The sequence below is a fragment of the Erwinia persicina genome, assembly GCF_014838825.1.
GTDB classification, from domain to species: Bacteria; Pseudomonadota; Gammaproteobacteria; order Enterobacterales; family Enterobacteriaceae; genus Erwinia; species Erwinia persicina_A.
Genome location: NZ_JACYMO010000008.1, coordinates 21,045 through 40,944, shown reverse-complemented (window position 1 = coordinate 40,944; position 19,900 = coordinate 21,045). Strand labels below are relative to the sequence as shown.

Sequence of the window (19,900 nt, the reverse complement as noted above, 5' to 3'; positions counted from 1 at the left end):
GTGTGTCGGGGGCCGTGTCGTGCCCCCTGTTTTTACATTGTCATACCTGTTTGACTCAACATATTGCCTGCAATTTCGGTTCCCCCCCTTCCCCTGATAGCGAGAGCTGAGTTCCGATGAAAAAGACATCATTTCTGTTAAGTGCATTAGCATTGAGTATTGGCGTCAATATGGCGGTGGTACCGGCAACCCAGGCAGCACTCCCCTCGCAGGTTCAGGGAGATCCTCTGCCAAGCCTGGCCCCCATGCTGGAAACTGTGTTACCTGCGGTCGTCAGCGTGCATGTTGAGGGAACGGAAAGCGACAGTCAGCAGCAGCCCATCCCGGATCAGTTAAAGCGCTTCTTCGACCAGAATGGCCAGGACGGCGCACAGGGTGATGACAAATCCGAAGAGTTTGAAGGCCTGGCCTCAGGTGTCATCATTGATGCAGCAAAAGGCTATGTCTTAACCAATAACCACGTGGTGAGCGGGGCGGACAAAATCAGCGTCCAGCTGAGCGATGGCCGTGAGTTCGATGCCAAACTGGTTGGCCGCGATGAACAGACCGATATCGCCCTGATCCAGCTGAAGGACGCCACTCACCTCACTCAGGTCAAGATCGCTGACTCTGATAAGTTGAAAGTCGGGGATTTTGCCGTGGCCATCGGTAACCCATTTGGGCTGGGTCAGACCGCCACCTCCGGTATTGTCTCTGCCCTGGGGCGCAGCGGCCTGAATCTTGAAGGGCTGGAGAACTTTATTCAGACCGATGCCGCCATTAACCGCGGTAACTCCGGTGGTGCGCTGGTAAACCTCAACGGCGAACTGATTGGTCTGAACACCGCCATTCTGGCTTCGAGCGGCGGCAATATCGGTATCGGCTTTGCTATCCCGAGCAATATGGCGATGGGCCTGGCGCAGCAGCTGATCCAGTTTGGTGAGGTGAAACGCGGTCAGTTAGGCATTAAAGGCACTGAGATGACGGCCGATATGGCGAAAGCGTTTAATGTCGACGTGCAGCGCGGCGCTTTCGTCAATGAGGTACTGCCACAGTCGGCGGCGGCGAAAGCCGGGATCAAGGCCGGTGATATTATTACCAGCGTTAATGACAAAGCCGTCAACAACTTTGCTGAACTGCGGGTGAAAATTGGCACCACGCCACCGGGCCAGGAAGTGAAAATTGGCCTGATCCATGACGGTAAGCCGCAGACGGTCACTGTCAAACTGGATAACAGTACCCAGAGCAGTGCCAGCGCCGCCCTGCTGACCCCCGCCCTGCAGGGCGCGACCCTTAGTGATGGCGCAGCAAAAGACGGCACAAAAGGCGTGAAGGTCGACGAGGTTGCCAAATCAACCCCTGCCGCCCAGTTTGGCTTGCAAAAAGACGATGTGATTGTCGGCGTTAACCGCACGCCGGTGCAGAATCTGGCTGAACTGCGTAAACTGCTGGAAGCAAAACCTCCGCTGCTGGCGCTGAGCGTCATGCGCGGCGGCGAGAATATCTATCTGCTGTTGCCTTAACCCTTGCGCAGACACAGGCTACTGTGTCTGCGTAACTCATGCTATCCTGCCATTCGTCCATTCATTCACCGCCTAAGACCATGTTTCTTAAAATTTTGCGTTCAGTGATCCTTGGCCTGATTGTGGCTGGTCTTCTTCTCGTCGCCATACCTGGCCTCAGGCTGGGTAGCGACCTGCTGTCACATTCAACTGTCAGTACCAGCGAAGAGCCGGTCAGCTACAACACAGGCGTACGACGCGCAGCGCCTGCCGTGGTTTACGTGTACAACCGCAGCGCCAACGGTGCCAGTGACGTGCTGGGATCGGGCGTTATCATGGATCCCCGCGGCTATATCCTGACCAATAAACATGTGATTAACGATGCCAGCCAGATTATCGTCAACCTGCAGGATGGCCGTTATTTCGAAGCCATGCTGGTCGGGTCGGACTCTCTCACCGATTTGGCCGTGCTGAAAATCAATGCCACTAATCTGCCCGTTATCCCCATCAACCCGCAGCGTATTGCGCACGTTGGCGACCTGGTGATGGCGATTGGTAACCCGTATAACATCGGTCAGACGGTGACACAGGGCATCATTGGCGCCACCGGCCGCGTCGGCCTGAGCCCTTCCCGTCATCAGGATTTCCTGCAGACGGATGCCTCAATTAACCGGGGTAACTCAGGCGGAGCGCTGATCAACTCACTGGGTGAGCTGATGGGAATTAACACCCTGTCATTTGATAAAAGCAGCAATGGCGAAACCCCGGAAGGACTCGGCTTTGCCATACCGACTAAACTGGCGACCAAGGTGATGGAAAAGCTGATCCGCGACGGACGCGTGATCCGTGGCTACATTGGGATAACCGGCCAGGAGTTTCGGCGGTTTAGCGGGCAAAATAGCGGTATGGAGCATCCCCAGGGCCAGGGGATCGTGGTCACCGTAGTGAAAGCAGGTGGGCCCGCCGATGCGGCCGGTATCCGGGTTAACGATGTGATTACGCGGGTGAATAATGTTCCGGCTATCTCGCCCATGGAAACCATGGACCAGGTGGCGGAGATCCGTCCGGGGACGGTGATTAATGTGGAAATCAGCCGTGAGGATAAAAAACTGACGCTACCCGTTACGGTGCAGGAGTATCCGGACGAGAATCCGGGACAGAGTCAATAATCCTTCGGGGTGACAAAGCAGATCCGGGAGCGGCAGTCCTGCATCAGGCGGCAGCTCCCGGTATAAAGCGATTACTTAACGAAGTCTTCGCCGAGGGTAATATCACTTTTCAGCGTAGCCAGCATGCCGTCAAGCGACTGCTTTTCAAACGCACTCAACTGGCCAATCGGACGACGCTCTTCAATACCGTTTTTGCCTAACAGTACCGGCTGTGAGAAGAAGCGTGCGTATTCGCCGTCCCCTTCCACATAAGCACAGACGACAACATTGCTTTCACCCTTCAGGGCGCGCACCAGTGACAGGCCAAAGACAGCCGCCGCCTGACCCATGGACAGCGTGGCAGAACCGCCACCGGCTTTTGCTTCCACCACTTCAGTACCGGCATTCTGGATACGTTTCGTCAGGTCAGCGGCTTCCTGCTCACTGAACGTTACGCCAGGGATCTGCGACAGCAGTGGCAGAATAGTGACGCCAGAGTGGCCACCGACCACCGGCACATTCAGGTCCTGAGGCTGCTTACCTTTCAGCGCTGCAACAAAGGTATTGGCGCGAATAATGTCCAACGTGGTCACGCCAAACAGTTTATTTTTATCGTAAACGCCCGCTTTTTTCAGCACTTCAGCTGCGATAGCAACGGTAGTATTCACCGGGTTGGTAATGATACCGATCAGCGCTTTCGGGCAGGTTGATGCCACCTGCTCAATCAGATTACGCACAATACCGGCATTAACATTGAAAAGATCTGAACGATCCATTCCGGGTTTACGGGCCACACCGGCAGAAATCAGCACGACGTCAGCGCCCTGCAATGCAGGGGTTGCATCTTCACCGCTGAAACCTTCAATGCTGACTGAGGTAGGGATATGGCTTAAATCCACCGCTACACCTGGGGTCACTGGGGCGATGTCGTACAGAGAGAGTTCTGAGCCAGCCGGAAGCTGAGTTTTAAGCAGGAGGGCAAGAGCCTGACCAATACCACCTGCTGCACCGAGGACTGCAACTTTCATCCTAAACTCCTTATTATATTTTGAATATTACATGTGCCGGGAAATCCATCTACATTTGCATTGTGATGCGGCGTTACATTACACCTTTAGCGCTGATGCGGACAACCTCATCATTATAACAAACTGTTCACATCGTGCGTATTTCAGCACAGTTTCAGCAAATTCTTTTCGGCACTAAAATTTGCTAAACTACCTTCCCACCGGTAGCGATGCCCCCCTGAATCATTTCTTATTTGCATAAAAATTCATTTAACTGCATAATAATGTCATATCCCGCTGCGGATATCCTTTAATCACTCCCTTTTATCGGTAACCTATGCGTAACCCATCTAAGCAAGAAGAACTGATTAAGGCTTTCAAGGCCTTACTCAAGGAAGAAAAATTCAGCTCGCAGGGCGAGATTGTCAATGCGCTTCAGGAAGGCGGCTTCGAGAATATTAATCAGTCGAAAGTCTCCCGAATGCTGACAAAGTTCGGTGCGGTTCGCACCCGCAATGCGAAAATGGAGATGGTTTACTGCCTGCCAGCGGAACTGGGCGTGCCGACCACAACCAGCCCCCTCAAAAATCTGGTACTGGATATCGACCATAATGAGGCGGTAATAGTGATCCACACCAGCCCGGGAGCCGCACAGCTGATTGCCCGCCTGCTCGATTCACTGGGTAAAGCGGAAGGCATCCTCGGCACCATTGCCGGTGACGACACCATCTTTATTACCCCGGCACGCGCCTTCACGGTGAAGCAGCTGCACGATGCCGTGCTGGTTCTGTTCGAACAAGAGTTATAAGCCACAGACGCAGTTAACCTGCAGGCAATACCTGGTGTCGCGTCATTGTGCGAAAGGCCGTATCTCACCGGCCTTTTCTAATCCCCTACTAAAATCCTGAACAACGATATATTCCACTACCTTTTCCATTCTCAACCTGCCAGTAAGACCCTCTGGATTCATTTCAGCGATGTGATCGGCACCGACTAACAGCACAGATCGCTAATTTCACCCAGCCTGCTGTTTTTACAAGGTTTTAACAGTGAGTGGTTAAACTATACGCATTTTTTATAACGTCTGGTTATTAAAAACCACAAGGCGTAGGAAGAATCCCAACAAAACATTATTAGCATGCTATTAATTTTTTACGTTATTAGATCTATACTTGTTTTCGTGATGCAAATCACAGTATTCAAAAAGATAAAAACAGTTGACGAGGAAATTATCATGAACATTAAAACTATTATTGCCGCATTTGGCGTGTTATCTGCGCTGTCATTTGGTGCTTTTGCCGCTGAATCGGTTAACGCCGAACAGGCTAAAGACCTGCAGTCAATGGGCGTGATCAGCGTCAGTGGCGTTGCCGGTTCTCCCATGGACGTGCGTGAAGCACTGAATAATAAAGCCACAGAGAAAGGCGCAAGCGCTTACCGCGTTATCGAAAACTACGAGAACGGTAACTGGCACGCGACTGCCCTGCTGTACAAATAAGTCAGACAGTTTGCCTGCATCTGAATTAATTATTTAATCAATACGGTAACCCCAAGTATAACAAACGCTTTTTAGCCCTTTCGGTTACCGCGAAACCTACATTCTGGAGTCTTTATCATGAAAACCACATTTACTGTCGCTGCGTTAGGTCTTGCTTCTGTTCTCTCATTCGGTGCCGCTGCCGCAAACCTGGTAACCAATGATCAGGTTGCCAGCCAGAACCTGCAAGCGGTGGGTACCGTGAGCGTGAGCGGTATTGCCGGAACGCCAATGGATATCCGCCATCAGCTTTCTGAAAAAGCCGATCGTCAGGGTGCAACCTCTTATCGCATCATCGAAGCGCGTAACGGCGATAACTATCACGCCACTGCCCAGCTGTATAAATAACACCGTATCGGGTGCCTGAAACGCCCGGCCGTGACATGACTGCGGTCATGATATTGAATCCGCAGGTTGTTGGTCACAATGAGGAGATTAAAATGAAAATGAAAACAACCATCGCTGCATTGGGTCTGCTATCCGTCATCAGCGCTGGCGCATCTGCTGCACAGCTGGTGAACAGCCAGCAGGCTGAAAATCTGCAATCTGCGGGGACAATTACGTTAAGCGGCGTGGCGGGTACGCCATCTGATATCCGTCAGCAGCTGTCAGCGAAGGCTGATAGTGAAGGTGCTCACGCTTATCGCATTATTGAAGCGCGTAATCAGGACAGCTGGCACGCCACTGCCGAGCTCTATAAGTAATTCCTCGTCGACAGCCAGCCCCATCATGGGCAGGCCAGACGAACTTTTTGGCCCCGTTCGCCGGGGCCCTTTTTATTTCTGGTTATCGGACATTAAAGCGCAGCTGACCATCCAGCTCCTCTTCTGCCTCATCAAACAGCAGGATCAACGCACCGTAACGCCGCTTCTGGCCACTACCCAGATGAATAAACTCTATTTCCAGTGGCAAAGGTATGCGTGGCTGAATAATGGCATCCCAAAGGCTGTCCAGGTCAGCGATCCCCCCAGCCGTCAGCCCGAATCGTTCGCTGAACTGACGGTAGAAATGGGCCTGATCGACAATTTCGTTAAAATCAAAACACTCTTTTCTCATACTGACTGCTCCGCAGGACACCTCGCCGTTCACCGGGCTAAAGCCCGCCAAGATGCAGGGCTTTCACTTCCATAAACTCGTCCAGTCCCAGCACCGACCCTTCACGTCCCAGCCCCGACTCTTTGACGCCGCCAAACGGGGCCAGCTCGGTAGAGACTGCGCACTCATTGATCCCCACCATACCGCTTTCCAGCGCGGCGGACACGCGGAATACCCGCTGCAAATCTCGGGTATAAAAATAGGCGGCCAGACCAAACTCGGTGTCGTTAGCGCGGCGGATCACCTCATCCTCTTCATCGAAACGGAAGCAGGCGGCTACCGGCCCGAAGGTCTCCTCCTGCGCCAGCTTCATACTTTCACTGGCTTCGGCTATCACGGTCGGCTGCCAGAAATTCCCGCCCAGCGCGTGCCGCGCACCGCCCGTCACCACCCTGCCGCCTTTTGCTACTGCGTCATTGACGTGCTCTTCCACTTTTTCCAGTGCAGATGTCTCTATTAGCGGACCGACGATCACCCCGTCGTCCATGCCATTCCCTACTTTAAGCTTGCCCACTTCAGCGGCGAGTTGGCTGACAAAACGGTCATATATGCTGTTGTGAATAAAGAAGCGGTTGACGCTGACGCATACCTGCCCGGCATTGCGGAACTTATTGGCGATGGCACCTTTAACGGCCGCATCAATATCTGCGTCATCGAAAACGATATAGGGAGCGTTGCCGCCCAGTTCCATGGACACTTTCTTCAGCGTGTCTGCCGCCTTTCTCATCAGCAGCTTGCCCACTTCCGTAGAACCGGTGAAGGAGATCTTGCGCACAATCGGGCTGGCCATGATCGCATCGCTGATGGCCTGCGTATCCCCCGCCACCGCATTCAGCACACCGTCTGGAACCCCCGCCTTTTTCGCCAGCGCCAGCAGGGCAAAGGCAGACAGCGGCGTGTTATTTGCGGGCTTAATAATACCGGTACAGCCTGCCGCCAGCGCCGGGCCAAGCTTACGGGTCAGCATGGCCATCGGGAAATTCCACGGGGTAATAGCCGCCACTACGCCAATGGGCTCACGGGTGGCAAAAATCCGGCTACCGGCCTTAGCCGGGGGAATAATTTCACCATTGGCCCGCTTTGCCTGCTCGGCAAACCACTGAATAAAGCTGGCGGCATACTCAACTTCACCCTCTGCCTCTTTCAGCGGCTTACCCTGTTCGGCGGTCATCAACTGACCCAGCCAGGCTTTATGCTCAATCATCAGCTGATACCAGCGGTACAAAATCTCTGCACGCTCTTTGGCCGTTTTAGCGCGCCAGGCGGGGAAAGCCGCCGCGGCGGCGGCGATAGCCTGCTCAGTTTCCGTTTTACCCGCTTTTGCCACCCGGGCAATGACATCACCCGTCGCCGGGTTTAAGACATCAAAGGTGCTGGCCGCCTGCTGCCAGACGCCGTCCACCAGAAAACCTGTCTGAAAAAGTTCGTTATCCTTAAGCGTTGAGAGGGCCATGACTCATCTCCTGATAGGGGTATTATTTGCCTGAGAATAAGTATAGATGGCAAACGACGGTCGTTTTATGACGTAATGGCATGGGTGGCGGGAATGTGACGGCAAAAAATGCTGGCAGCGGGCGCTGCCAGCGGCTTATTCAGATCCGGATCAGCGTATTCTGATATTTTTTTAGCACTGCAGCCAGCCGAGCTACCGGCTCGGTGACACTGACAGGTGCCTCATACTGCACCAGCTTTTGCTGGTAAACCCCAAAATCAGCCAGCAGACGCTCGAAGTAATGCCGTTTTTTCCCCTCGCTCGTCGCCGAAATAACGCGATCAGCGGTATGGCGCATCTGTTTATGAAAGGCTGAAAGGTCTGAGTTGACCGGCACATCAGCATCCCGCATGCGCTGATGGGCGATAATCAGCGTCAGCGCCAGACGGTACTTATCGATATCGCTGGGAAAAATATTGAGCAGCATAAAGAGCTGCTGATAGAGCGCGGGCAGATGATTTTCTTTGCGTCGTGCGGAGTTGGTCGTTAGCGCAGACACCGCCGCATACATCAGACGATTCAGCAACGTTCTGCCAACCCGCTCCTTTGACGTATCGCGTATCAGCAGGATCACCAGCAGCGCCACAAAGCAGCCGATCGCCTGGCCGAGTGCGCTATCGAGGAACAGGCTGACTTCAAATTTCATCGGATTATCCAGCGTCAGGATATTAATGGTTCCGACCAGCGCGCCCAGCGTCCCTATCTGACGCCGCTGGATGAGAATACCGCAGATAAAGGCGATCAGGCCCAGGGCAATACACAGCAATAGCATACTTTGCTGCGTACCAGGCATCACCACCATGTAATAGAGAGACCCCAGCGGGATGGCGACAATCATACCGTACAGGAAGTCCTTCGCCACCATCAGCGGATTCGGTGTACGCATAGCCAGAGAGGTGATCACAGCCAGCATCACCATCGCCCCGCTGCCGGATGTCCAGCCCGTCCACAGCCAGAACAGGGAGCCCACCGCGATAGCAACAAAGGTGCGTAGTCCGTTGACCAGGGCGTGACGGCTTTCCGCCGAGCGCATTTTTACCACCGGCTCCGCGTTCAGTATCTCTTCTTCCATACGGCTGATACTGCTGTTGGTGTGTACGCCTTTAAGCAACAGGAGGTAACGGCTGGCCGCGCCCACCCAGGAACGGATCGTCGTCGGCGTATTCTTGCTGCCGCTGGCGGCGATCACCCGACGCATCACCTTCATCCGCTGATGAATATCAGTGATATTTTCTACCGGTTTTTCGAAAAACAGATGAAACTGGCTGGGAACATACTCCTGGCGGGTGTTCTGGATCAGGAAGGTCTCGCACGCCTGGGTGATCAACGTCAGCGACAGCGTGTTCATCACCCGCAGACGCCGGTCAATTTTTTGCCAGCGTCCCGCCTCCATCATCAGATGATTACGCATGCCGTTCAGGGCGGTGGTACGGCGCACCAGACCTGCCCAGCATTTATCGACCTCATCCTTATCAGCATGAGCCACGCAGAGCTGCATCAGGCGGTACTGTTCCACCAGCAGGGCATCAATTTCACGGTCAATATCCTGCTTAATGGAACGCGGTGAAAACAGCATATCGGCCAGAATAGCGCAGACAATGCCGATGATAATTTCACTGCAACGCTCAACGGCAAACTGTGGGGCCAGCAGCAGCGACCCGTTAGCATCAACGCTGACCACGATAATCAGGGCTGTGTAACCCGCCAGCCCCAGGGCATAGGAGTTCTCCACCTTCATCAGCGAGGAGATCCACACGCAAACGCCCGCCCAGATGCAGCAGAGCAGCAGCATCACCACCGGTGCGCGAATAGTGGCTACCATGATCGCTACCGCGGCAATACAGCCAATAAAGGTACCGATAATACGGAGCATACCGCGATGACGCAGCGCACCGGAGAAGGGATCGCCTCCGGCGGCAAAAGCCGTCCCCCCGGCCACGATGGCGGCGGTCATCACCGCCCAGCGAGGGGTTTCCAGATTGAACTCAAATCCGACAATCAGCGCCAGCAGAATGGCAAAGGTCAGTTTGATGGGAAAGCGCAGACGATACCACTGCATAACCGGCCCCGCCTCAACCAAACTCGCGCAGACGATGCATCAGCTGCATCAGCGGTGAACGGTCTTTATCCTGGCGATCCCTGGCCCCGGTAACCACAACGGTCGCGGTGGTCCCTGACGGATAAAGGTTACCCGGCTGCTGGTCAAGATGAATACGCACCGGCACGCGCTGCGCCAGACGCACCCACTCCAGATTAGAGTCGATAGTGGCCATCCCTTTACTGTCAACGGTGCTGCTGCTGTTGGTCACGCCTGCAGCTACACTGTCGACCGACCCGTGCAGCACGTGGTTGCTGCCCAGGGGGGTAATCTCAACCCGGTAGCCCGGGCGGATGCCATCCAGCTTGGTCTCTTCCAGATAGGCCAGCACGTAAAACGAATTCTGTTTCACCAGCGCCACGGAGGTCGACCCTCGGGTAATAAACTCACCGGTATAAACATTCAGGTTAGTTATCCAGCCCGCAGACGGGGCTTTAACGACCGTACGCTCCAGGTCCAGCTTCGCCAGGTCACGCGTGGCCACCGCTTTCGCCAGCTGATGCTCTGTCGTCTGATAGTCATTATTGGCCTGGTCAATCGCCTCGCGCGACATGGCTGAGACGCCCAGCTTATTACGGCGAGATGCTTCACGACGCTTTTCACCCAGCACAGCCTGATAATAGGCCACGTCGGCCTCCGCCTCTTCCAGGGTTTTCTGGTAGCGCGGCTGGTCAATGGTGAACAGTACCTGGTCTTTCTGCACCAGCTGATTGTCATGGACGCGGACATCGGTAATCAGGCCGCTGACATCAGGGGCAATCGCCACCACATCGGCCGTAAATTTAGCGTCACGTGTCCAGGGGGATTCGGTGTAAAACACCCACACGCGGAAAATCAGGACAACGGCGATGATCACCAGCAGCAGGGTAATGGCGAAACGGGAGATTTTTCTTGTTAGAGCTTTCACGATGACCTCAGACGAACAATCGGGATACCAGATAAAACAGGCAGCAGTACAATGCTGTATTAAACAGTGCCGGGTGCCAGACAAGATCGTAAATCCCGGTTGGGGTAATAAGACGTCGCACCAGCCAGAACACCATCAGTGACACTATAATTTCAAAAAAAATGGGGGGGAATGACATCCCGAACACCACAACAACGGGTAGCACACTCATCTCTTATCCTTATAAATACCTGACCAGGCCACCCGCACTCACCGCTCACGCCTCTCCCGTTAACCACGCGGAAAGGTATGCAGGTTTATGATGTTTCATCGACAAGTCGACTGAAGAGACGCATCAGCACCGAAGCTCATTGAATAATAGCCTGTTCAGTGAGCCCGCATTTAAAGGGAATGGGGTGAGGGAACGATAACCCGACGATGCTATAGTAACGCGGCTGACTATAAGTTATCTACCAAATGTGATCTAAATCACTTTTAAGCCAGAGTTAATAATGGAAAGATTAAAGGGCATGACCGTTTTCGCCAAAGTGGTTGAGTTGGGTTCGTTTACGGCAGCGGCACAGCATATGCAGTTGAGCGTATCGGCCGTCAGCCAGATTGTGGCCCGACTGGAAAATGAGCTGCAGGTGAAACTGCTTAATCGCAGTACGCGCAGCCTGGGGCTGACCGAGGCCGGGAAGATCTACTTCCAGGGCTGCCGGCGCATGATGTCCGAAGCGCAGCAGGTACATGAACAGCTGTGGGCCTTTAATAATACGCCCATCGGTACGTTGCGCATCGGCAGCTCGTCGACGATGTCGCAAAACCTGCTGGCCCCGATGACCGAAGAGATGCTGAAAGAGTACCCCGGACTGACGGTCAATCTGGTGACCGGCATCCCGGCACCTGACCTGATTGCCGACGGGCTTGATCTGGTGATCCGCGTCGGTGCGCTTCAGGACTCCAGCCTTTTTTCGAAACGCTTAGGCTCTATGCCGATGGTGGTCTGTGCAGCAAAAAGCTACCTCGCTCAGTTCGGCACGCCTGAGAAGCCCTCGGATATCAGTAACTATTCCTGGCTGCAGTACAGCGTCCGCCCGGATAACGACTTTGAGCTGACCTCACCGGAAGGAACCTCGATCCGCCTTTCACCTCAGGGCCGTTTTGCCACCAATGATTCTCAGACGCTGATCCGCTGGCTGAAGTCCGGCACCGGCATCGCCTATGTGCCGCTGATGTGGATTATTGATGAAATTAACGCAGGGCGGGTAGAGATCCTGTTTGCCCATTATCAGTCGGTGCCGCGCCCGGTGTACGCTGTATATACGCAAAAGGATAAGCTGCCGCTCAAGGTGCAGGTGTGTATCAACTATCTGACGGACTATTTCGATAAGGTGGCGGAGATTTACCAGGAATTTCGTAAATAAGCTGCCGGGGCGACCGAAAAAAAGATCGCCCGCTGCGCTGAATTCAGTGGCAGGGGCAGACCTTTTTCCGCTCCGCCCGGGATTAAGCGGTGCCGCCTACGGTCAGTTTATCCAGCTTCAGGGTTGGCTGGCCGACGCCAACCGGCAGGCTTTGGCCCTCTTTACCGCAGACGCCGACGCCTTTATCCAGCGCCAGATCGTTACCCACCATCGATATCTGTTGCATCGCCTCAATGCCGGAGCCGATAAGCGTTGCGCCTTTCACCGGCTTCGTCACCTTACCGTTTTCAATCAGATAGGCCTCTGAGGTGGAGAAAACGAACTTACCGGAGGTGATATCCACCTGTCCGCCGCCGAAGTTTGGCGCATACAGGCCGTACTCGACGCTTTCAATAATGTCCTGTGGGGTGGATTTTCCTGCCAGCATATAGGTGTTGGTCATGCGGGGCATCGGCAGATGCGCGTAAGACTCACGGCGACCGTTACCGGTCGGTGCCACACCCATCAGGCGGGCATTGAGCTTATCCTGCATGTAACCTTTCAGGATCCCGTTCTCAATCAGGACATTGTACTGACCCGGTACGCCTTCATCATCCACGGCCAGCGATCCACGCAGGCCATCAATGGTGCCATCATCCACCACGGTGCACAGCTCGGAAGCCACCAGCTGGCCCATCTGACCGCTAAAGACTGACGTTCCCCGACGGTTAAAATCGCCTTCCAGTCCGTGACCGACCGCTTCATGCAGCAGCACGCCAGGCCAGCCCGCGCCCAGCACAACCGGAATGGTGCCCGCCGGAGCGGCGATTGCATTCAGATTCACCAGCGCCATGCGCACCGCTTCACGCGCCCAGGCATCGGCCCGCACTTCACCGTCTTCATTGGCCAGGAAGAATTCGTAACCAAAGCGCCCGCCGCCACCGCTGGCACCGCGCTCACGCTTACCGTTATCTTCCACCTGTACGCTGACCGAAAGGCGCACCAGCGGACGCACATCGGCGGCCAGAGTGCCATCAGTAGCGGCAACCAGAATCAGCTCATACACGCCGGTCAGGCTGGCAGACACTTCCTGCACGCGTTTATCAGCGGCGCGAGCCGCGCTGTCGACGCGGTGCAGGAGCGCGATTTTCTCTTCCCGTGACAGACTCTGCAGGGGATCGAGTGCCGGGTACAACGACCGGTTGATGACCGCACCCAGCGTCCGCGACTGGCCGTTGCCCTGCTCACGCACGATGCTGCGGGCAGCCGTTGCGCTCTGATGCAGCGCATTCAGCGTGATCTGGTCGGCATAGGCAAAGCCGGTCTTTTCGCCGCTGACGGCACGCACGCCTACGCCCTGATCGATATTGTAGGAGCCGTCTTTAATAATGCGATCTTCCAGTACCCAGGATTCATGGTAGCTGGACTGAAAATAAAGGTCGGCATAGTCCAGCTTGCGCTCGGAAAGCTGGCCGAGGATGGAAAAAAGGGCGCTTTGACTAATATTGTTAGCAGTTAGTAACTGCTCACTTACCAGATTCAGACTCATGAATTCTCACTCTGTGTGGGTACTTTCACCATCAATCATACCCGATAGATTTCAGGGTGCAGGACGGCGGCGACCGGTCGCTTACCGTAGTAAGTGACCGGGGAGTAAAGAGCAGCCGACGCGCCAGCAGCGTGAAAGATGAAGGATAGTGACAGCCTGAGGCAATACAGCGGCTACGTCAAACTCACTTACTGCCAGTGTCGCGTGGTTTGCGCAGGACTTCATCAATTTTGGGTTTATCTATCGGCCCGCTGATATGGTAACGCAGCACGGAAATTTTGCTCCACAGCGGCCCGAGTACCTTACTGGCGGCAAAGACCGCGGCACCAATCACCGGGTTCACCGCAAAGGCCGTGGCTACGCCGACGGTGGCCGAAATCTCCGGTGCCACCACGGCTTCCATATCAATCTGCCGCTGCACCAGATCAACCTTACCTTTCATGGCAATATCAGCCTCGAGCCCGTCCACCAGCAGGTTATCGGTGTGCATCACACCGTTTTCAATCCACGCCGTACCGTTAACAGAATCAAAGTAGAAACCCTGACTGAAGGTGTCGCTGAAATCGAGGCGCAACTTACGCAGCAGCGAGTCGAAGCTGACCAGACGCAGAAGCTGTCCGGCCCGCCCGGTTGAGACATCAGCTATCTGTCCGGCACCAAGATGCGATTTTAACACGCCGCTTAGCGAGGCTTCCGACGGCTGCCAGGGAGCAGACTGCCAGTGCAGGTCATACTCAAACTTAAACGGTGAGTCGCGCAGCGGTGAGCTGACGCCGAACCAGTTCGTTGCATCATCAATTTTTTTGCCACTTAGCACGCCTTTCAGTGACGTCCGCTGCTGGCCCGGCTGGTTCACCCATTCGCCGTTAACGGTCAGCTTTGCATTACCGCTATCAATCAGCCCGTTCTCTAACTTCAGCGTATCACCGGACGGCGTCAGCGCCCCCCTGATGTGGCCAAACTTCTGGCCACGCAGCCAGCACTCCTCACAGTTCAGCCGCAGCGCAGGCCAGCGGCTAAAGTTCACCGCACTGGCATCCGTCGGCAGGGGTGAAGACGTCCCTTTGCTGTCCCACTGCGGGTTGTAATAAAGATATTTCAGGTTAGCCAGCCACGGACCTTTCTGTTGGGTGACCAGAGAACCGCTGATGGTCTTGCCCTCAACGCTGGCAGTCATCTCGCCGGCGACACTCTGAGTCAGGGTGGCGGTAAGATCTTCCCATTGCTGACCGGCCAGCGTCAGTGACGGGGTATGTACGCGGATATTGCCCGGCAGCATGGTCGTGCCAGATTTCCCCCCCCCGCCGATGCCGGTCCCCGCCCCCAGCAGGCCAAGCCAGGCCTCACCGTCAAGGGCAGGTAGATTGAGCACCATTCCGCTGTGATCTGGCAGCGCCGGGGTCTGTTTCGCATCGTTTTCCCAGATGCCCCGGTCAACCTTCAGCTGCTTTTCCAGCAGCCAGCGGCTGTTAAACCGGTGGCGATCGCCGACCGAACCACTCACCTCAACGCTGTTCAGGTTGCCTTTTGCCATAACCTTAACCGGAAGCGCGCTACCGCTCTTTTTATCCAGCGGTGCAGGTAAGTGACTGCTCACACTCTTCAGATCGCCGTCGATATTAATCTGATAACGGGCTCCCCCCGTATGCGGTAATGTCACCAGCACGTTGCTCTGCCACGGCAGGTTACCGCCCAGCTTTTTACGCACAGCCTCCGGGAGAGCGGTCATTGTGCCTGGCTGCCAGTCTGCATTGAGATCCACACCGATTTGGTACTCTTTTTCACCTTCACGGGTGTTAAAACTGACGCCGACGGGCTGGCCAAACCAGCGCGCGGTCATGGCATCGCTTTTCAGGTCGCCGTTATCGTAGGTAAAGTGCCCGGTCAGCGCGTCAAATTGGGTATCGAGCGGCCTAATCAGCAGCGAGTTATGTGCAAAATTCACATCGCCCGTCGCCCGGACGTCCTTGCCATCCAGCGGTATATCGAGATGTAAGCGACCACTAACATCCCCGCCGATTTGCAGCTCATCAAGCGCCGCGCCTAACGAAGATTTTAGCGGAGACTGATTAAAGTAGTCGCGGATCTGCGGCCCACCGCCGCTGATCTCGCCGTCAATAATCAGTTTCTCCTTCAGATAGTCAGGGATCACGGCCGAAATGTTATGGCCGTTAACCTCCCCCAGCTTAATCTCTGCCGCGCGCATCCACAGGCCGTTATTCGCGAAGTCGAGGTCAATATTCAGGTTTTCCAGCGCAGGCCAGCCGGGTTCAAACTCATAGGTTGCCTGACGCAGCGGCACGGCGACTTCAAACATGCCGTCATTATGTTTGAACGGAAACTGCTGCGGATCACCGGCAAAAAGCAGCGTCGCATTCTGTACCTGTCCGCCTCTCAGCGCCCCGCTGAGGTAGTCCGTTAGCGACGTCCCCATCAAAGGTTCCGGGAAATAACGCCAGGCATCACCGGCATGAGTCAGGTTAATGCCAGCGAGAATATCAAGCTGGGGCGGCTGATCTTTCGCCTGCCGGTAGCGGAAGTCGCCGCGCGCCCACAGTGAGCGAGCCTGAACGTCAAGCTGCTGCCCGGAAAGTGTCAGCCCCTGCTCACCGTACTGCCAGCTGATGGCGCCCGTAGCCCGGGCGATCTCCAGCGGAGCACGGAACATATCGCCGTAGGGCAGGGTCGCCTGATGCAACGTGAACGCCATGCGCCCGTCGGCCACGCCGCCCGCCAGCGTCCCGTTAAAATGCTCCATGCCCGGCACAATTTTCCACTGCTGCCAGCTCAGATCCCGCCACTGCGCCTGGAAGCGCGTCCGTTCCGGCTGCTGAAGGGGCACATCCAGCGCCAGCGCATCAAGTTGGCCGCGCGGCTGCAAAGAACGCCAGTTTTCCAGCAGTTGAGGAGAGAGTTTGGCAAACAGTGGGATCAGCGGTTCAAGACGCTCAAGATCAATATCGGTCGCCCTCACCCGCACTTCCTGACTGTGATCAGGGCCTGGCAGTTGTGGGTTTTCCGGCAGCCACAGCAGGGAGAACTGCCCGTGCGGCCAGGGTTTGCCGTCGGTAATAAACCGCGTTTGCGGGACGCTGATATTCCAGCCGCCGTTAAAACGGCTGACGTGCGCCGTGAGGTTATCCACGCTGAGGTGGTGTGGTTGTCTGTCACCGAGCCAGTTAGCTCCCCCTTTCTTCAGCCAGATATCGCCGCCGTGTATATCGCCGTTTTCGACGCTCATCCAGGCCGCGAGGCTGAAGCGGGCACTTTCCAGACTGGTATTATCGCGCATCCACTGCCCCAGCCAGGGCTTCACATCCACATCATCGGCCTGCATCCAGACCCGTCCGGTACTGAGGTAACCGTTTTTGTCGCTGAGATCCAGCCGCAGCTGCACTACGCCATGCTGGCCGGTAAAGCTGGACAGGCTGACCAGTCCTTCCGCACGGTGTCGGGTTTCTTCATTCAGCCAGGAGAGCTGGGGAATGGCCAGCGTGGCACGCTGGCCGGACAGCGTGACAAAACTGATTTGGCTGTCGCGGAGGTCGAAATGGTCAAACTGACGCAGGAAGAGATCGTTCAGCCGTTCCGTTTGAAAATCTGGCTGTTGTTTATTGCCACCCGTAAGCGGCGTGTTGGTCACCAGATTAAGCTGCCAGAAGGTCAGATCGCGAAACTGCCAGCGCAGGTGCAGGAGAGACTGCCAGACATCCAGTGCCAGCGTGACACGCTGTATTTTCAGCCCACCGCCATCGGGGAAGTCCGCCTGAATATCTTTTATTTCCAGGCGCGGGCCAAAATTTTCCCACCGACCTTCAAGGGAACTGGCCTCTATCTTTAGCCCCGCAGCAGCAGAAACCTGCTCAAGAATGGGCGTGCGCCAGCTATTCATGTGTGGCATTAGCAGACGTAAGCCACTAACCAATAGCGCAGTCACCACAACCAATGTTGCGCCTGTTAGTAGCAAAATTCTGGGCAATTGCCTCACACACCTCTCCTTGTCTTCCGCTGCAACGGATAGTCAGTCACTAAAAATCGGTTGGTTGTCCCGCAAGCAAGACCCGACAAGGCAGTTCAAGCCGTTATTTTCAGTTTACCCCAGCTTAGTACGCTTTATTAGCGTATAACCGGGATAAACACGCTGCAATTACATCATGACCACGTCAAATTGTTCCTGCGTATAAAGCGGCTCAATTTGTACTTTTACCTGTTTGCCGACAAAGATTTCCACCTCAGCCAGCGCGTGAGATTCGTCACTCTTCAGGGCTTCTCCCACGGATGGAGAGGCATAAACCAGGAAACGATCGGAGTCATAGGCATGATGCACACGCACGATCTCGCGCATAATCTCGTAGCAGACGGTCTCCACCGTTTTGAGCGTGCCACGTCCTTTGCAGACCGGGCAGTCCTGGCAGAGGACATGCTCAATACTTTCGCGTGTGCGTTTACGCGTCATCTCAACCAGCCCCAGCTGCGAGAAGCCGTTGACCCCGGTTTTCACCCGGTCTTTGCTTAACGCCTGATCCAGTGAGTGCAGCACGCGCCTGCGGTGCTCATCGTTATTCATATCGATGAAATCAATGATAATGATACCGCCAAGATTACGCAGGCGCAGCTGGCGGGCAATGGCCTGCGTCGCTTCAATATTAGTATTGAAGATGGTTTCTTCAAGATTGCGGTGGCCGACAAATGCCCCGGTATTGATATCAATGGTGGTCATGGCTTCGGTCTGATCGATGATCAAGTACCCGCCTGACTTCAATTCGACTTTGCGATCGAGCGAACGCTGGATCTCATTTTCCACATCGAACAGATCAAAAATAGGCTGCTTTCCGGTGTACAGCTCCAGCTTCGCGGTCATCTCTGGAATATATTCACCGGTGAACTCCACCAGATGCTCAAAGGTCTGACGTGAGTCAATGCGAATACGGTCCAGTGCGGCACCGGCAAAGTCGCGCAGGATGCGTTGCGACAACGCAACCTCGCCATACAGACGACAGCGGGTCTGATTGCGTTTCTTACGCTCAATCACTTTGGTCCACAGGCGCTTCAGAAAGGCTGCATCAGACGCCAGCTCATCTTCACCCACACCCTCTGCGGCCGTGCGGATAATATAGCCACCCAGCTCATCACAGTAGCCCGCCACCACCGCTTTCAGGCGATCGCGCTCGGCTTCGCTTTCAATGCGCTGTGAGACGCCCACATGTGAAGCTCCCGGCATAAAGACCAGATAGCGTGACGGCAAAGTAATATCGGTCGTCAGTCGCGCCCCTTTGGTACCCAGCGGATCTTTCACCACCTGTACCATCAGATCCTGCCCCTGGCGCACCAGTTCGGAGATATCGCGCACGATAAAGTTTTTCTTTTCGTCGCGCGCGACGCATTCGGTGTGCGGCATGATATCGGACGCGTGCAGAAACGCGGCTTTTTCCAGACCAATATCCACAAACGCGGCCTGCATGCCGGGAAGGACACGGCTGACACGGCCTTTATAAATGTTACCGACAATGCCGCGACGCGCTTCACGCTCGATGTGGATTTCCTGCAAAATGCCACCGTCGATGTAAGCCACACGGGTTTCTGACGGCGTAATATTCACCAGTAATTCAGCTGTCATTTTGGCCTCTCACTTCACGCAGCGACTGGAAGTGGCTAAACAGTTCGGCTGTTTCCACCAGAGGCAGTCCCACAACCGCGTGATAGCTTCCGTTAATTTTTCTGACAAAGTTGCCGCCCAACCCCTGAATGCCATAAGCCCCGGCTTTATCCATAGGCTCACCGCTGGCAATATAATTCGCAATGTCTTCTGGCGTTAAGGTGCGGAAGGTCACCTCGGTGACGACAAGACATTCCAGCGTTCGCTGGCGGTCAGCCAGGGCAACGGCCGTCATCACCTCATGGGTCTGGCCGGAGAGCATGCTCAGCATGGCGGTGGCCGACTCAGCATCGGCGGGTTTTTCCAGCACTTGGTTATTGAGGACCACAATCGTATCCGCCCCCAGTACCGGGAGATCCCTTTCTGCCACGGCCACACCGGCCCGGGCTTTATCCCGCGCCAGACGGCGAACATACTGCTCTGCCGTTTCGCCAGGCAAACGCGTCTCTTCGACCTCGTTAGCGAGGCGTTCGAAAGTCAGGCCCAGCTGCGTCAGCAGTTCGCGACGTCGTGGCGAGCCAGAAGCCAGATACAGGGAAAGCATA

Annotated in this window: 17 protein-coding genes; 7 read left to right on the top strand and 10 right to left on the bottom strand. The window is 55.2% G+C overall.

What is annotated here, in order from left to right; all coding sequences use genetic code 11:
• The first annotated feature begins 116 nt into the window (after window positions 1–116).
• Both degQ and degS read left to right on the top strand, forming a co-directional pair.
• Entirely contained in the window at window positions 117–1,502 is a 1,386-nt protein-coding gene (gene degQ, locus IFU29_RS17140; protein WP_191934995.1) for a serine endoprotease DegQ, read from the top strand.
• Window positions 1,503–1,582: 80 nt separating this feature from the next.
• The gene (gene degS / locus IFU29_RS17135; RefSeq protein ID WP_191934994.1) at window positions 1,583–2,650 is read left to right on the top strand and encodes an outer membrane-stress sensor serine endopeptidase DegS; all 1,068 of its coding nucleotides are present in this window, start codon (window positions 1,583–1,585) and stop codon (window positions 2,648–2,650) included.
• Between the two features lie 71 nt (window positions 2,651–2,721).
• Here the strand turns inward: degS and mdh are convergent, their stop codons facing one another.
• A complete protein-coding gene (gene mdh, locus IFU29_RS17130) occupies window positions 2,722–3,657 on the bottom strand; it encodes a malate dehydrogenase (RefSeq protein WP_191934993.1) in 936 nt (311 codons plus the stop codon).
• A 316-nt stretch (window positions 3,658–3,973) separates the two neighbouring features.
• Here mdh and argR point away from each other — a divergent pair, with 316 nt between their 5' ends.
• The 4 genes from argR to yhcN (IFU29_RS17110) all read left to right on the top strand — a co-directional run bounded on the left by argR (window position 3,974) and on the right by yhcN (IFU29_RS17110) (window position 5,877).
• Entirely contained in the window at window positions 3,974–4,444 is a 471-nt protein-coding gene (argR, locus tag IFU29_RS17125) for a transcriptional regulator ArgR (RefSeq protein WP_191934992.1), read from the top strand.
• A gap of 426 nt (window positions 4,445–4,870) precedes the next feature.
• Window positions 4,871–5,134 carry a peroxide/acid stress response protein YhcN gene (yhcN, locus tag IFU29_RS17120; RefSeq protein ID WP_191934991.1) on the top strand — a complete coding sequence of 88 codons (264 nt, stop codon included), beginning with the start codon at window positions 4,871–4,873 and terminating at the stop codon, window positions 5,132–5,134.
• 117 nt (window positions 5,135–5,251) lie between these two features.
• A complete protein-coding gene (gene yhcN, locus IFU29_RS17115) occupies window positions 5,252–5,521 on the top strand; it encodes a peroxide/acid stress response protein YhcN (protein ID WP_191934990.1) in 270 nt (89 codons plus the stop codon).
• Between the two features lie 92 nt (window positions 5,522–5,613).
• A complete protein-coding gene (gene yhcN, locus IFU29_RS17110; protein ID WP_191934989.1) occupies window positions 5,614–5,877 on the top strand; it encodes a peroxide/acid stress response protein YhcN in 264 nt (87 codons plus the stop codon).
• Window positions 5,878–5,959: 82 nt separating this feature from the next.
• Here yhcN (IFU29_RS17110) and IFU29_RS17105 read toward each other — a convergent pair whose 3' ends face one another.
• The 5 genes from IFU29_RS17105 to aaeX form a co-directional block, all read right to left on the bottom strand.
• Window positions 5,960–6,229, bottom strand: coding sequence for a barstar family protein (locus tag IFU29_RS17105; RefSeq protein WP_191934988.1), 270 nt, complete (start codon window positions 6,227–6,229; stop codon window positions 5,960–5,962).
• Window positions 6,230–6,266: 37 nt separating this feature from the next.
• A complete protein-coding gene (locus tag IFU29_RS17100) occupies window positions 6,267–7,721 on the bottom strand; it encodes an NAD-dependent succinate-semialdehyde dehydrogenase (protein ID WP_191934987.1) in 1,455 nt (484 codons plus the stop codon).
• A gap of 139 nt (window positions 7,722–7,860) precedes the next feature.
• Complete coding sequence (aaeB, locus tag IFU29_RS17095) at window positions 7,861–9,819, bottom strand: p-hydroxybenzoic acid efflux pump subunit AaeB (protein WP_191934986.1); 1,959 nt, start codon at window positions 9,817–9,819, stop codon at window positions 7,861–7,863.
• 13 nt (window positions 9,820–9,832) lie between these two features.
• Window positions 9,833–10,765, bottom strand: coding sequence for a p-hydroxybenzoic acid efflux pump subunit AaeA (aaeA, locus tag IFU29_RS17090; protein WP_191934985.1), 933 nt, complete (start codon window positions 10,763–10,765; stop codon window positions 9,833–9,835).
• A 7-nt stretch (window positions 10,766–10,772) separates the two neighbouring features.
• Window positions 10,773–10,976: a p-hydroxybenzoic acid efflux pump operon protein AaeX gene (aaeX, locus tag IFU29_RS17085; protein WP_062744506.1), complete on the bottom strand. Its 204-nt coding sequence runs from the start codon at window positions 10,974–10,976 to the stop codon at window positions 10,773–10,775.
• A 280-nt stretch (window positions 10,977–11,256) separates the two neighbouring features.
• On the opposite strand from aaeX, the gene aaeR reads away from it, so the two are divergent.
• The gene (gene aaeR / locus IFU29_RS17080; protein ID WP_191934984.1) at window positions 11,257–12,171 is read left to right on the top strand and encodes an HTH-type transcriptional activator AaeR; all 915 of its coding nucleotides are present in this window, start codon (window positions 11,257–11,259) and stop codon (window positions 12,169–12,171) included.
• Window positions 12,172–12,253: 82 nt separating this feature from the next.
• Here the strand turns inward: aaeR and tldD are convergent, their stop codons facing one another.
• The 4 genes from tldD to IFU29_RS17060 form a co-directional block, all read right to left on the bottom strand.
• A complete protein-coding gene (gene tldD, locus IFU29_RS17075) occupies window positions 12,254–13,699 on the bottom strand; it encodes a metalloprotease TldD (RefSeq protein ID WP_191934983.1) in 1,446 nt (481 codons plus the stop codon).
• Between the two features lie 184 nt (window positions 13,700–13,883).
• Window positions 13,884–17,687 (bottom strand): AsmA2 domain-containing protein YhdP, encoded by a 3,804-nt coding sequence (gene yhdP, locus IFU29_RS17070; RefSeq protein WP_191934982.1) that lies wholly within the window; start codon window positions 17,685–17,687, stop codon window positions 13,884–13,886.
• A 159-nt stretch (window positions 17,688–17,846) separates the two neighbouring features.
• Window positions 17,847–19,316: a ribonuclease G gene (gene rng / locus IFU29_RS17065; RefSeq protein ID WP_191934981.1), complete on the bottom strand. Its 1,470-nt coding sequence runs from the start codon at window positions 19,314–19,316 to the stop codon at window positions 17,847–17,849.
• Window positions 19,306–19,899, bottom strand: coding sequence for a Maf family protein (locus IFU29_RS17060; RefSeq protein ID WP_191934980.1), 594 nt, complete (start codon window positions 19,897–19,899; stop codon window positions 19,306–19,308). Before IFU29_RS17060 ends, rng begins: the two co-directional genes overlap by 11 nt.
• Window position 19,900: the final 1 nt, after the last annotated feature.